Source organism: Cyclobacterium sp. 1_MG-2023, assembly GCF_030546805.1.
Taxonomy (GTDB): domain Bacteria; phylum Bacteroidota; class Bacteroidia; order Cytophagales; family Cyclobacteriaceae; genus Cyclobacterium.
This window is the reverse complement of record NZ_JAUOPC010000003.1, coordinates 1-14,082: the sequence shown is the minus strand read 5'-3', so window position 1 is coordinate 14,082 and position 14,082 is coordinate 1. Positions and strand designations below refer to the sequence as shown.

At 38.0% G+C, this 14,082-nt stretch carries 12 protein-coding genes; 5 read left to right on the top strand and 7 right to left on the bottom strand.

All coding sequences use genetic code 11. The annotated features are described in order from the left end of the window. Positions 1-200: 200 nt before the first annotated feature. The 3 genes from Q4534_RS04750 (at position 201) to Q4534_RS04740 (ending at position 5,585) form a co-directional block, all read left to right on the top strand. On the top strand, positions 201-3,353 hold the full coding sequence (locus Q4534_RS04750; protein WP_303612027.1) for a TonB-dependent receptor: 3,153 nt from the start codon (positions 201-203) through the stop codon (positions 3,351-3,353). 21 nt (positions 3,354-3,374) lie between these two features. Further along, on the top strand, positions 3,375-5,201 hold the full coding sequence (locus Q4534_RS04745; RefSeq protein WP_303612026.1) for a RagB/SusD family nutrient uptake outer membrane protein: 1,827 nt from the start codon (positions 3,375-3,377) through the stop codon (positions 5,199-5,201). Between the two features lie 210 nt (positions 5,202-5,411). Next, positions 5,412-5,585, top strand: a complete 174-nt coding sequence (locus Q4534_RS04740) for a DUF5522 domain-containing protein (RefSeq protein ID WP_303612025.1) — start codon at positions 5,412-5,414, stop codon at positions 5,583-5,585. 7 nt (positions 5,586-5,592) lie between these two features. Here the strand turns inward: Q4534_RS04740 and Q4534_RS04735 are convergent, their stop codons facing one another. Next, positions 5,593-6,435: an oxygenase MpaB family protein gene (locus Q4534_RS04735; RefSeq protein ID WP_303612024.1), complete on the bottom strand. Its 843-nt coding sequence runs from the start codon at positions 6,433-6,435 to the stop codon at positions 5,593-5,595. A gap of 125 nt (positions 6,436-6,560) precedes the next feature. Then, a complete protein-coding gene (locus Q4534_RS04730; protein WP_303612023.1) occupies positions 6,561-7,013 on the bottom strand; it encodes a hypothetical protein in 453 nt (150 codons plus the stop codon). Between the two features lie 217 nt (positions 7,014-7,230). Here Q4534_RS04730 and Q4534_RS04725 point away from each other — a divergent pair, with 217 nt between their 5' ends. Continuing rightward, positions 7,231-8,076 (top strand): ChaN family lipoprotein, encoded by an 846-nt coding sequence (locus Q4534_RS04725; protein WP_303612022.1) that lies wholly within the window; start codon positions 7,231-7,233, stop codon positions 8,074-8,076. Between the two features lie 174 nt (positions 8,077-8,250). Continuing rightward, entirely contained in the window at positions 8,251-9,024 is a 774-nt protein-coding gene (locus Q4534_RS04720) for a helix-turn-helix domain-containing protein (RefSeq protein WP_303612021.1), read from the top strand. A 280-nt stretch (positions 9,025-9,304) separates the two neighbouring features. Here Q4534_RS04720 and Q4534_RS04715 read toward each other — a convergent pair whose 3' ends face one another. The 5 genes from Q4534_RS04715 to Q4534_RS04695 all read right to left on the bottom strand — a co-directional run bounded on the left by Q4534_RS04715 (position 9,305) and on the right by Q4534_RS04695 (position 12,833). Further along, on the bottom strand, positions 9,305-10,132 hold the full coding sequence (locus Q4534_RS04715) for a glycerophosphodiester phosphodiesterase family protein (protein ID WP_303612020.1): 828 nt from the start codon (positions 10,130-10,132) through the stop codon (positions 9,305-9,307). Between the two features lie 146 nt (positions 10,133-10,278). Beyond that, on the bottom strand, positions 10,279-11,016 hold the full coding sequence (locus tag Q4534_RS04710) for a hypothetical protein (protein WP_303612019.1): 738 nt from the start codon (positions 11,014-11,016) through the stop codon (positions 10,279-10,281). Between the two features lie 113 nt (positions 11,017-11,129). Then, positions 11,130-11,495, bottom strand: a complete 366-nt coding sequence (locus Q4534_RS04705) for a DUF2200 domain-containing protein (RefSeq protein ID WP_303612018.1) — start codon at positions 11,493-11,495, stop codon at positions 11,130-11,132. Positions 11,496-11,593: 98 nt separating this feature from the next. Next, the gene (locus Q4534_RS04700; protein ID WP_303612017.1) at positions 11,594-12,175 is read right to left on the bottom strand and encodes a YdeI family protein; all 582 of its coding nucleotides are present in this window, start codon (positions 12,173-12,175) and stop codon (positions 11,594-11,596) included. A 19-nt stretch (positions 12,176-12,194) separates the two neighbouring features. Then, on the bottom strand, positions 12,195-12,833 hold the full coding sequence (locus Q4534_RS04695) for a bifunctional 2-polyprenyl-6-hydroxyphenol methylase/3-demethylubiquinol 3-O-methyltransferase UbiG (RefSeq protein WP_303612016.1): 639 nt from the start codon (positions 12,831-12,833) through the stop codon (positions 12,195-12,197). Between the last annotated feature and the right edge of the window lie 1,249 nt (positions 12,834-14,082).

Here is a 14,082-nt window from a genome sequence, read left to right as displayed (position 1 = left end):
TTTCATATAAATATAAGTTTTAAATTTTTTAAATATTATATTGCCCACCTTAAGCTTCAACCACAGTTTATTTTGATAAAAAACGTCAGAATTAATTTTTTCACAAGCGAAACAAGAAAACCCATAAGCAATATTTTACACAATTGTCATATAGAATTAAAATTATTATCCGTTCACTAATATTTAACCCTTTCAACAGTATGAAAAAAAGAAAACCTTTTAAGTTTTACAGGTTCCCCCTTTATTGTACGCTACCATTGATGCTACATTTGGGGTCAATCATTACGGCCGATGCCAAAGCTGAAATTACGACCACTAAAACCATTATCAATGCAGATGTAACCATTACTGGTAAGGTTACCGATGAAAATGGGGAACCTATCCCTGGGGTAACAGTATCAGTTCCGGGCACCGGCTTAGGCACAGCCACCGACATCGATGGCAATTATTCGATTTCAGTGCCTGAACAATCCACATTAGTTTTCTCGTTTATTGGTTTCAATTCAAAATCAATTGAAATAGGTGGGAAAAGTATTCTGAATGTGGAATTGGAAGAAAGCATCTCCTCCTTAAATGAAGTAGTTGTAGTCGGGTACGGTACTCAGAAAAAAGTAAATGTAATCGGCTCCGTTACCACAGTTAATGCTGATGAGATTTCATCGGCTCCTGTGGGTGCCGTTTCCAATGCCTTAGCTGGTCGTCTTCCTGGTGGTATTTTTATGCAAAGCAGTGGAGAACCTGGTAAAGACCAGGCCAGCATCAGAATTAGAGGGAATGCCACCTTGGGAAACAACTCACCTTTGGTGGTTATTGATGGTATTATAGGAAGAGACCTAAACTCCCTCCATCCAAATGATATTGAAAGTATAACGGTACTAAAGGATGCCTCCGCAGGGATATATGGTGCAAGAGCTGCCAATGGGGTAATCTTAGTAACTACAAAAAGAGGACAGAAAGACACCCCTACTCGAATCACTTATGGATTTTATAAAGGCTGGCTATCTCCAACCAAATTACCGGAAATGGCAGATGCCGCAACTTATGCTACCATGATTCGAGAAAACCAGTCATATCGGGGAGTGGATGAATCCAATATGCTTTTTTCTGAAGAAGATGTAGAAAAATACAGGTCAGGAGATTATCCTTGGACCCACCCCAATACAGATTGGAACGAGGTAGCCTTGAGAGACTTTAGTAGTACCAGTCATCACAACCTATCTGTAACAGGTGGTGGAGAAAAAGTGAGTTATTTCACCTCGTTTGGTACTCAAGCAGATGATGGTATATATACCAATTCCAACACCTCCTATAAAAGATACAATCTAAGGGCAAATGTTGATTTTAAAATTAATGAATATTTGGATTTGGGCGTAGACATATCGGGAATTCAAGAAAACAGAATGTATTCCGGAATGTCAACATCAAGTATGTTTCAGACTATTCGAAGAATGTACCCAACCAATCATGCTGTATATCCTAATGGATTGCCGGGACCTGACATCGAGTTTGGTTACCAACCAATGGTAATGGCCTCAGATCAAACCGGTTTCGATGATGACAAACAATTCCGAAGCAATAACATCTTCTCTGCAAAGCTTAGAATACCTTGGGTAGAAGGTCTATCGGCATCCAGTTATTTTGCATATGACCTTTATTTCCAAAAAAGAAAATTATTCCAAAAACCTTTCACCTTGTATAGCTTCAATGAGGAATCCTATTTGGCAGATGGAAATACCGGAGTTGAGGACGGTTCAGATTATATTATCGGTAGTCAAAAAGGTCCCCCTGAACCTAGGTTAACCGATTATTCGAATTATTCTAACACCAGTACTTTCAATTTTAAAATTGATTACACCAAAACATTTAACGATGTTCACAATGTTGATGCATTTATGGCCTATGAGCAAAATGAAGGATTCCAAGAAAACTTCAACGCCTACAGAAGGTATTTTGTTTCTGACCAACTCCCCTATTTATTTGCCGGAGGTGATGCTGAAAAAGACAATGCCGGTTCGGTAAGTTTTGGTGCAAGACAAAATTATTTTGGTAGAATTAGTTATAATTTCAAAGAAATTTATTTGTTCCAGTTTAGTTTTAGAAGAGATGGATCTGTTAATTTTTCCAAAGAAGCAGGCCGATGGGGCAATTTCCCTTCCGTACTGGCAGGCTGGAGACCCTCAGAATATGATTGGTGGAAAAATAATTTGGGTTTAATCGATCAATTTAAATTGAAAGCGACATGGGGACAAATGGGAAATGATTTGGTCTCTCCTTTTCAGTATTTGGCCAGCTATGGTTTCGTTCAAGGGCTGGCTTTGGGAGAAGGCAAAACTTACTTGCCCGGCTTAAGACAGCAAGGAATACCCAATCCTAATATAACCTGGGAAAAGGCAAGTATTTTCAACCTAGGATGGGAGTCCCTATTATTTGACACCAAACTAGGCTTCGATGCAGACTTTTTCTACGAAAGACGAAGTGATATCCTAGTACAAAGAAATGTATCCATACCACGTTTCGTAGGCCTTTCATTACCTGATGAAAACTTTGGTGTCGTAGACAATTATGGCGTTGAAGTGATCATGAGCTATGATGATCAAAAAGGAGATATCGGTTACGGTGTTTCCGGTAATTTTGCTTTTGCAAGAAACAGAATCATTGAGTCTGATGAACCGGAACGCCCTGTTCCATGGCAAGTAAGAACGGGCCACCCACAAGGTGCTCTACTTCTGTACAATTCAATCGGCATCTTTAGAGATGAGGAACAAGTGAATTCTATGCCACACGTTGCTGGCGCAAGGCCCGGAGACATCATCATTGAAGATTATGACAATGATGGAGAAATCACCACAAATGACCGTCAGTTATTTCCTTTGACAACAACACCTGAAATCACCTTTGGTTTGAACCTGAATTTTTCTTATAAAAATTGGGAATTGACTGCTCTTGTCCAAGGACATGGTAATGCGCTGAGAGGAATTTACGATGATTTGCGTTCTGGAACTGCCGGTAATTATTTTCAGTATGACGCTGAGGACAGATGGACCCCGGATAATATTGACGCTACAAAACCACGTGCCTACCAATGGTTAGAAGAATATTGGAGAAGCAATTATGATACAGATTATAACTATGCCAATGTATCTTATGCTAGGCTAAAGAATTTACAGATTAATTATAGAGTACCAAGTACTGTTTTAGATTTGATTGGTCTTGAGTCTGCCAAAGTTTATGCCTCAGGCCAAAATCTTTGGTTGATTTATTCGGGAAATGACATCATGGATCCGGAAGTAAGTGGAATGGGAGCCTACCCAATTATGCGGGTTATTTCTATTGGTGCTCAAATCTCATTTTAATTGGCTAAAAAAAATTATATTATGAAAAGAAATATAAGTAAACTGACAATATTAGTTGCTTTGTTGCTAGGAAGCTTCTCTTGCAACGATGAATTACTCGACAGGTCGCCCCTTGATAGCTATTCTGACCCTGTCGTTTGGTCTGATATAAACTTGGTAAGATACTACCTAAACGATCTATACAACAGTGTAGAATATGGATGGAATCAAAGAAGCCATGGTTACCAAACCGGTCTCTTTGTAGGGGAAACCACCATGACAAAAGGAGCACAGCTAACAGATTATGGACGAGGAACCATCAGTGCAGGGAATCCGGGCATTGACAGGGGACACCTGACTTGGCAGCATTATTCCAATATTCATAAACTAAATTTATTTCTATCTCAAATCGATGCACTGCCAGAGGCTTATCCTGAATCTCAAAGAGCAAATATTCAGGCCCAGGTAGACGTTTTAAAAGGAGAAGCTATCTTTCTTAGGGCTGTATTTTACAGCGATATCTGCAGATCCTATGGTGGTGTTCCCTTATTGGATACTCCGGCTGAATTAGGCGAAGACTTTTCCGGATACTTACGTAGCACCTTTGAAGAAACCATTGACTTTATAGTAAAAGATTTAGATGCTGCTGCGGATTTATTGTTGCTCAAAAGCGAAATGGAAATGGGCAGGGCAACCAAAGAAACCGCAATGGCGCTTAAATCTAGGATGTTATTATTTGCAGCCAGTGATTTAACTGCTGATGGAACAGCCGTGAATGAATATGTAGGTTATGCGAATCCTAACAGACAAGCACTATGGACTGCTGCTAGGGATGCTGCTAAAGATTTGATAGATCTGGGAACAGTTTCTTTGGAAGATTTTGGTGCTCCTGATCAAGAAGCTGCTGCTTATAATTATTTTTCACTGTTTAAAGCCAGAGATTTATCAAGTCCTGAAGTTATTTGGGGAAAAATGCATAGAGCAGATGATGGCCCTAGGATTAACACCAATCTAAGAAATGGTCTTAATGGCTTATCTTGTCATGGAAACAATGCGCCTTATGGGAATTTTGTAGACAGCTACCAAATGGCTGATGGCACAGATTTCTTTGACCACTTTAATTTTAATGCCAATGATGAATACATCAATGTTTCATCAGACTTTACAGATGAGAATCCTTACAAACATAGGGAACCTAGATTTTATGGAAGCATCTTATATGACAGTGCTGTTTTTCAACCAAGATTCGATGATTTGGCACACATCGACCCACTTGGGATCTACGAAAGAAGGACAAGAACTGTAATCGAAAATGGTGTTTTAGTAAGCGAACGCTTTGGCTTGGATACCAGACAAGGCCCAGTCTCTCCTTCCAATGGGAATTATACCGGATACGTAATGAAAAAATTCATGGACGATGAAATTATTGGCAGAGATATGGCCAATGAAAACATCTTTATATGGATTCGCTACCCTGAAATCCTATTGAATTATGCAGAAGCATCTCTAGAATTGGGAGATACAGAAACAGCCACTACCTATATCAATATGGTCAGAAACCGAGTTGCTCTACCGGATTTTACCGGAGATATCATGGAAGCATTAATGTATGAACGTAAGATTGAGTTTTTCTCTGAAAATGTAGGCTGGTATGACACCAGAAGGTGGAAACTGCTGGAGGAAAATTTTGCTCCTGACCTTTATGGAGTAGATATCAAAGAAGTTACCGAAGATGGGGTCATTACGACTACCTGGAGGAAGATATCTGCAGCACCTAAAAGGAACTTTTCTGAAAAATTATATTGGGTGCCCATAGAGCAAGACGAACTAAACAGAGCTCCGCAACTGTTACAAAATCCGGGGTATTAATAATTATATAACCTATTATTGATTACTTTGGCAAAAGCTAAAGCAAAAAGAAATTGTGGTATAAAGATGGCGCCAAATAATTGATTGCGCCATCTTTATACCCTTTTTTAGAACAAACGCCGTCTTTAAATCCACCACTTTGACCGAATTAATTTCATCAAAGCCAAATTGAATTAAATAACATAAAGCTGGCTATCAGCATCACTCACTTTGAAAAAGGAAAACAAACTTCCTCCTCCACATTTATTAAAAGAAGGCTTTCATTATTATTTTGAGGGTAGGCTTATGGTCTTTACGGAAAATTACCATATACAAAGGGGAAGTTGCTGTGGCAACCAATGCCGGCATTGTCCTTACCCTCCGAAGCAGCAAAAAATTAAGTGAAACATTTTTATCTAAAGGTACCCAACTCCTCCACTTTATATCCTGTTGGGTAAGTTTTGCGTTTACGCGCTGTACCTAATATGGGGCTTTTTCTTTCAGGCAACCATTTTAACAACTTACCACGAATAAGCATCCCTTGTTGTACCATTTTGATTAGCCAATCAGCCGGTTTATTATAACCCATTGCTTTCCTAAGTGGGGCATCCATTAAGCACAAAGCTACAGGCCTTCCCAAAGGGAACAACCAGTTGGGCAAATAGAATCCCAGCAAAAGGTCAAGAGTTTTGTTACCTACCATTGCATTGGCCTTATGAAACATAAAGTGTTCTTGTTCATATGCCATATTAAAAGCTTCAAAAGCTGCGAGGGTTTGAGGAATATCGTTGATGTGCATCCGCTCGCCCAACTTTAAGTAGTTGTTAAGAATTGCATTTTTTTCGGCCAATGAAAAAGGTCTCCAGCCCCATTTATCCATCCAGCGAATTGGCTCAAAAATAAAGGTGGAAAGTACATAGAGGTAATCTCGATTGGCTATTTTGTACCTACCATGCATATTATTTATTCGGTCAATTGCCATGGTGCCACGTTCACTATCCATGCCATTTTCAAGGATTTCATACAAGAGCAACTCAGTATCATCGTACCGCTTACGTGTATGTTTGATAAACTCACCTGTTGCAACAAGTAAACGGGAAACAGATGGAACCGCAAAAGTTCTGAACAAGGCAAATTCAAGGGCCTTTTCCATGTCCCAGGGGAAACAATGAAAAGTGAGGAGGTAACAAATTTTTTCACAATCCTTAGCCGGATCTAGTTCCTCGATTTGGTGTGTAAAAGGTTTAATAGCCATCGTTTCTAAATGTACAATTTAGGTCCGACTTCTGAAAATGAAATTCTCAAAATCATCTTCACTGCCCATTAAAGGAGTAAAGGAGACCTCATATCCACCTTTACTCCTATTCTTTATTCATCACCCTACCTGGAAAAAAACAAGCGGGTAATATAAATACCTTTGCCATCATCTGCTCCAGCATTGCTTTCCACTCCACTTGCAACATAGGTCAGTTTCCAGCCCTTTGACAGCATAGCATTGATTTTTGAAGCGATAACTGCATCATTTGAAGCAATGTTCTGAAAGTTGATTCCGGTCAAACTGAAAAAATTGAGTAATTTCGTTTCTTCCAACTCATCCACCTTAATATCAGACCTTTTGATTTCTTTTTGATTACTTTTTTTACCATCTGTTCTATCAGTGGTATATTCTTCATAATTATTTTCCGTCTGACTGTCAATAATACGAGACCTACCAATTCCCATTGGCACAATAGATTCTACTACGGTCACAATTTTAAACTCCTGTTGAGCTTTTGCTTCCATATAAACAAACCCTACCATTAGCAATAGGGTGAACATGCCCTTTCTGATCATCTTTGAAATAATTTTAATTGTTAATTTTGAGTAAACATTAAAACCTAGACGGAATTAGATTTAGAAAAGTTGTTGTTTCCCCTAATAAAAAAAGGCATTCACTCATTCTGAGCATAGAACCCAAGCCATCTTTTTATTTATTGATATTATCCTCTTGGCATTCCTTTTTGATAAAATATTTAGAATTTTATAATTTAACATGCTAAACTCCCTTACGATGAATTTTTCTATCACCTCTCTCTTTTTTATTCTTTTACAGTTCAGCCTTCCACCTACCACCTCTCAACAAGAGTCCTATACAATTATTGAAACGAAAACGGGAAATAAACTCTCTTTGGTTTCTTTAGTGGATAAACTAACTGAGGCAGAAGTCATATTTTTTGGAGAAGAACACAATGACAGCATTGCTCATGTGTTACAATACGAATTGTACAACGATTTGCTAGCAAAGAACGGCTCCCTAACCCTCAGTATGGAGATGTTTGAGAGAGATGTGCAGCTCGTATTGGACGAATACCTTGCAGGTTTAATTACAGAAAAGAAACTCCGGCAAGAAGGCAAAGTTTGGAACAATTATTCAGATTATGCTCCTTTGGTAAATTTAGCCAAAGAAAATAAGCAACAAGTGATTGCAGCCAATGTACCCGGTAGGTATGCAAATATGGTAAGTAGAAAAGGCTTGACCTCTTTAGACCTACTCCAAAGAAAATCCCGGCGCTTGTTTGCAAAAATAAAAATCCCTGAAGCCGGAGACCCTTACCTGCACAAATTCAATGAAGCCATGGGTGCTCATGCACATAGTATGGGACCATCGGTTTTCCATGCTCAATTGCTCCGTGACGCTACCATGGCTGAAAGCATACTCAAAGCATGGCGTAAAGACAAAAAAACAAAAATATTACACCTTACCGGTAGGTTTCATAGTGACGAGCGACTTGGAACCGTGGCTGAATTAAAAAGAATGAAACCGAAATTACATGTAAAAACCATTTCATGCTTTGCTAATAATGAAAATCTAGAAAACAAAAAGGCCCTTGCTGATTTTATTATCCTTACGAAATAACTCAACCCTTCATATACCAAATGGTTTATTTATGCGAAAACATATCTATTTGGTGTCAATAATCATTAAATAAGTCGATTGTCGGGTAAATGTCGGGTTAAATCCGTTGCAGATACAGGCTCATTAAACAATTTTTAGCAGACCTTGCAAATGAAACCAAACGAATAGAATCTCATGGAACAACCGGAATTGGGAAAGAAAATCCTTGAATTAAGAAAGGCGAATGGACTCACTCAAGAAGAATTGGTTGCACGCTGCAATATCAATGTGCGCACAATTCAACGCATCGAAGCAGGTGAAGTTACCCCTAGATCACATACTGTTCGGTCAATCTTTGCAGCGCTAAACATAGAACTCGATCAATTACAAGCAAATAATCCTCTTTCAAGTACCTCAAAGAAAGCACCGAAATGGCTGCTCTTGGCATTCATTAGTGGGGTAGTCTATTTCATATTGGCCTTTTGGGAAGCTTATATGGACTATGGGTTAAGTACTTCTCTGCCTATAAGTATCTCAGCTTGGCAATACACCTTAGTCAAAATAAGCATATTGATATTTTACTCTCTATTTATGCTTGGATTTTATCAGATGGGGCATATTTGGGAAAACAATTGGATAAAACCGGCTTCCTTACTAGCCGTTGCAGGAATTGTGATTTGCATAGCTGCTGACCTCTACTTGTTTTATAACATGGATACTGATCCATTGCCCCTGGTGGCCGCTCAGTCCATATTATTCGGAAGCATTTACTTGATTTTTGGGTTCGGACTTTATAGGTACAAAGAAGAATTTGGAAACATGGCCATAGGTGCTGGCATTGTGGTCATGATCACGGGCTTGCTTTTTATTTCTGTTGTATTGGCTTTGTTGGGTTTATTATTCTTGGCAATTAGTGAAATTCTCCTGCTAATTGTATTGTATAGTGCTTTTGACAAGGTTAAACCCTAAATAGGCAATAGATCATCTAATACTTATTTAGGGTTAAAAGACTTAAACCCGAAATATGCAATAGACATTCTATTACATAATCCGGGTTAAATCATAGGGGTACAACCTTGAAAATTAAAAATAAAGGCAAAGGATTATGTAGCCTCCAAAGACAGATAAGGAAGCAAATCACTTTTTCCAAAAAGTACTGAAGCTGTCCAAAAGGCTTGAAAAAACGCCTTAGATTACAAAAAAAGTGTGACAGCACCAGCTATCACACCTTCAAATCATTAAGGTCAATTTACTTGAGTTTTGTCCAAAAGCTTGGCACATCAGTCTGTACCATGGTAGCTCCTTTATTTAGCCATTCTCGGGCCCATTCTTGGTCGGGATTGGCTAGCATTTCCCTGTCCACATCTCCTAGAGCGTTAATCCAGAGCCTTACACCATATTTTTTTGCTTTTGCCACTGTTTTAGGTGTATAAAAACTCGGGTCTATGTGCACTGCCCTAGGGTTAAATTTCTTAACCGCCTTTTTAATCTCTTTTGTTTTGTAAGTTCTTGGCATAATAAACGCATCCGGAAGCTTTGTCTGAAATGCCGCCAAAACATCCCAATCTGAATCAAAAAACAACAGTTCATCAACAACATCCATGGCTTTAACCACCTCCAACACTTCTTCCACTTTATCCGTTTTCATGTCCATATCCACCATAATCCGCCCTTTCGTAACTTTCAATGCTTCTTCTAAAGTTGGAATTTTCTCCTTGGTAGCTTCTCCTTTATGAAGTAAGTTTAAAGTTTGTAAATAGCTATAATCCAAAGTTTCAATATCTCCGCTGCCGGTGGTTGTTCTATTTACTGTTTGATCATGCATCAAAACCACTACACCATCAGCAGTCACCCTAATGTCTAGCTCAATTATATCCACTCCCATACGGATAGCTTCTTCTATGGCAACAATACTATTTTCCGGGAAATTTTGGTTGGCTGCTCGGTGAGCAATTACCATCAATTCTTCAGTTTTAAGAAACTTTTCCTTGATTTCATCAACCTGTGCTTGGCCAAATTGGACAAATAAGAAAAGGAATAATAATGGTGCTAAAATTCTTTTTGTAATCAAATGCATATGCTTTATAAATCTTATGTAAAGTATCACTAAGCTATACTACTAAAAGTTGAAGGAAGGCCATTAAGATTAGGAAATTAAGCCTTGTGCTGTGTTAAATCTAAATCAACTGAATATTAATTTAAAGGTCAAGTTGCTACCAATTTCTATGGAATCCAGACACAGTTACCGTTCTCAAAATCGGCTATGGTAGGGTTAAAAGCGTTCAATAGGGCAACATATGAATCTTCTTCTCCTTTCTTTTCCATGAAATTTGACAGGGCACAAAAATCTATGAGTGAATCATTGGAATAAACCCTAATATCTGCAGATGTATTTAAGTTTTCTAAGCCTTCTAAACTTGTTAGGTTGACATTATTCGTTATCAGCATTTGTTGGGCTTCCTGCAATTGCTCCAAACCATGAAGGTTGGTTAAAGACCTATTATCAAATAATACAAACTGCTCTTTCAAGGAAGTCAATGCTTTTAAACCAGCCAAGGAGCCCAATTGATCATTGTCTTTAATGGAAAGAATTTTAGTTACTGATTTTAAGTTTTCCAAACCGGTCAAATCCTTTAATTCAAGGTTACTTTCTATCTCTAGGAAAGCCACCTTCTCAATATTCTCTAACCCTTTCAAGGATTGGAGGTCATCATTGTAACGTATAATAAGGCCTGAAACCTCTTGCAAGTTTTTCAGCAGTGAAAAATCTTCCACTTCATTGGTATAATGAATGGCAAGCACTCCATTAATGGTTGTATACCCCCTTTCTGCAATATCTTTAAGGTCAGAGAGCGACCTAATTTCAAGATCACCATCGTATACAACCGGCTGAGAAGGCACTTCCTCTTCCGTACAGGCAAGAAATAATAACAAAGATGCTAGTAAACATATATTTCTCATAATATGGATTCTTAGGTGACAAATTAAAGGATTTTAAATCATAGGACAAAAAGCTAACTTAAGTCACCCTAAAATCCTTTATCTACACCTTGCTAATACCAACCATTCAACCCCTAACTACCCCTTAAAATCTTTTCTATCTTTTTACCTTTGGCCAATTCATCTACCAGCTTGTCCATCCACCGTACTTGTTGTGTCAAGGGATTTGTAATCTCCTCCACACGATAACCACAAATAACTCCTTTTACCTTGTCAACATTGGGGTTTAGGTTGGCTTCCTGAAAAAAATGTTCAAAAGTAGCTTGATTTTCAATAAGTTCCTGAAGTTTCTCCTCATTAAATCCTGTGAGCCAATCAATTACCTGATGCAATTCTTCTTTTGTTCTTCCCTTCCTTTCTACTTTTGTTACATAATGCGGGTATACCGTGGCGAATGTCATTTTGGCAATCCGTTCATCGTGGTGACTTGTGTCTTTCATAGAATTTTGGGATTTATGTTTTTTTAATAGATATTTCTGTATTAAAATTGCTCAAGGGGATTAACGAAAGGCAAAGCCAAAAGACGAGTACTTGGCACCTATCGAAATGCCTTAGGTTTTAAATTCTGCCCAGCATTTTCTGCTATTTCCAATACTCTTTTTTCTCGAGTAACGGGTCGCTTTGCCATTGCAATCCATGTTAGCAAGCTTTTCCTGCAAGATTTACTTTGACTATCGAAAAAGTCTCTTGCCCCCGGAAACTCATTGAATTTACTTGCTAAATCCATGGGAACTTCCAAGGTTTCTGCAGCATCCAAGATAGACCAGGATCCATTTTTTTTGGCAATTTCAACCGTTTTTAAGCCTGCCTCCGACATCAAGCCTTTCTCTAATAAAGCTTCAATTTTGTCTTTATTCGTTTTTGACCAAATACTGTTTGCCTTTCTTTTGCTGAAGTATTGTCTGTACTTTTCATCATCTATAGGCTTTTTCAAACTGTCGATCCAGCCAAATCGCAAAGCCTCATCTACAGATTCGCTCCAAGTAAGGTTTGGAGTAGCTGATCTTTTCTTATAAACAATGAGCCATACAGCCTCTTTTATTAAGTGATGGCGTTCTAGCCAATTGCTCCATTCTTCTTTATTTGATGGACAGAAATCCTCGATTATTACCTTGGTCATGTGCTATAATTTAATTCTTTTAACCTACAGCAGCTTTCTTGCATACAATCTGCCAAAATTTTTGGCCGGGCTTGCCTACTATGTTTTTCGCCGGCTCCATGATTGTCTTGGATTCAAGCAGCCCATAATCACCAAATTCATCGTTTACAGAATCTAGGTTATAAAAAAACAATTCAACACCATGAGGTGTCAAAAATCTATTCTTGCCAATCTCCTCCCCTTTCCCAAAAGCATGGTCTTCGGTAGAAATAGCTACAAAAACCATTAAACCACCTTCGTTAAGCTGCTTGTAACAATCGGCTATTAGTTTGGGCCGATCTTTCTTTTCAAGCAAATGAATCAAGGCATAGCAAAAGATCCCATCGTAAGTTTCATTGTCAAAAGGCATTCCACTTACTGATCCGTGGTGAACATTTATTTGGTTTCCATATTGCTTTCTGGCAATATCAATTGCCGTTTCTGAGATTTCTATTCCGGTCACATCAAAGCCCTCATCCATAAAAACTTTTGCATTTCTGCCATAGCCAAAGCCGGGGACAAGGATTTTTCGCAGTTCATGCTTTTGAAACAGTTTCACGGTTTCAATGGCTGCATCTGCCGGGCTAAACCCCCACATGGATTGTTTGTCTTTAAAGTTTTCTTCCCAAAATTCCGTCATGGTTTCACATTTTCACCAAAATTCTTGGCATTGCCTACCAATTTATAACTTTTTCAATTGGCATTTGCCATACCACAAAATTAAGGTATCGCTCCTATGGAGCTTTTAATAATTCAATCACTAAGTGCTACTAAAATGAAACTCCTACGGAGCTTTGGATTAAACAAAATGATAAAACGTTTTAACTTACTCAAATTTACACACTTAGGCTTATTGTATCCCTCAATAATTCAGTTGAAAATCTAAATGCTTCAGAGGAGCAATATTTTTGTAGCATATTGTATCATTAATGGTCGGGAGCTCCAGAGGAGCGGCACCTCATGCCAACCATTCAAACGTATATTGGTCTTCAAAACCCTGAAACCAAATTAGAAATTCTCGGTTTCTTACTGCAAAAACGTACTGTATTAAAATTAAGGTATCACTCCTACGGAGCTGGTAATAATTCAAAAACCTAGTGCTACAAAAATGAAACTCCTACGGAGCTTCAGCCATAAGTTAAATAATTATAAATCAAGTTAATAATAGAACAATTGCTAAGAAAGAAAACGAATTAGATTCTATATAACAAGTCAAGTAATTCAACAACCTGCTCTCCCATTCATCGCTATTGAACAACAATTACAAACCTTCATTTACTCAAACCTAGAAACAAATGCTTCTTGTTCCCAATAATTCGCTTGAGAATTATGATGCTCCAGAGGAGCAATATTTTTGTAGCATTATTGTATCCTCAATGATCAGGAGCTCCAGAGGAGCGGCACATTCCAACCAATAAAACGTATATTGGTCTTCTGAACCCTGAAATCTAATTAGCCATTCTTGATTCTTTACAGCAAAAACGTTCTGTATTAAAATTTGGGTATCGCTCCTAGGGAGCTTGTAATAACTCAAGCACCTAGTACTACAAAAATAAAACTCCTTCGGAGCTTTAACCATAAGTCAAATAATTATAAATCAGTATAATATAAACACTCCTTCCCAAATACATAAAAATCCCGAATGTGCACTACACATTTTAAAAACGACAATTTGGTTTCCCACTTTTTTTAAAAAAGTAAAGTGTATCAATTTTAATTTTCTCCAATTAAGAGTTAAATACTAAATGACTTTTACCCTTATTCTCTTGGTATCAGAGATGCTCCAGAGGAGTGGCACCTCATTCCAACCAGTCAAATAAATATTGGTCTTCAAAAGGAACATTGAATTTTTTCAAAAATGTCAAATATTCTTCTCTAAATGATGTTCG

Bases quoted from the DNA above. Each gene is read 5' to 3' on its own strand.
- Q4534_RS04750 (WP_303612027.1), top strand. From the start codon at position 201: ATGAAAAAAAGAAAACCTTTTAAGTTTTACAGGTTCCCCCTTTATTGT.
- Q4534_RS04745 (WP_303612026.1), top strand. From the start codon at position 3,375: ATGAAAAGAAATATAAGTAAACTGACAATATTAGTTGCTTTGTTGCTA.
- Q4534_RS04735 (WP_303612024.1), bottom strand. From the start codon at position 6,435: ATGGCTATTAAACCTTTTACACACCAAATCGAGGAACTAGATCCGGCT.
- Q4534_RS04730 (WP_303612023.1), bottom strand. From the start codon at position 7,013: ATGATCAGAAAGGGCATGTTCACCCTATTGCTAATGGTAGGGTTTGTT.
- Q4534_RS04725 (WP_303612022.1), top strand. From the start codon at position 7,231: ATGAATTTTTCTATCACCTCTCTCTTTTTTATTCTTTTACAGTTCAGC.
- Q4534_RS04720 (WP_303612021.1), top strand. From the start codon at position 8,251: ATGGAACAACCGGAATTGGGAAAGAAAATCCTTGAATTAAGAAAGGCG.
- Q4534_RS04715 (WP_303612020.1), bottom strand. From the start codon at position 10,132: ATGCATTTGATTACAAAAAGAATTTTAGCACCATTATTATTCCTTTTC.
- Q4534_RS04710 (WP_303612019.1), bottom strand. From the start codon at position 11,016: ATGAGAAATATATGTTTACTAGCATCTTTGTTATTATTTCTTGCCTGT.
- Q4534_RS04705 (WP_303612018.1), bottom strand. From the start codon at position 11,495: ATGAAAGACACAAGTCACCACGATGAACGGATTGCCAAAATGACATTC.
- Q4534_RS04700 (WP_303612017.1), bottom strand. From the start codon at position 12,175: ATGACCAAGGTAATAATCGAGGATTTCTGTCCATCAAATAAAGAAGAA.
- Q4534_RS04695 (WP_303612016.1), bottom strand. From the start codon at position 12,833: ATGACGGAATTTTGGGAAGAAAACTTTAAAGACAAACAATCCATGTGG.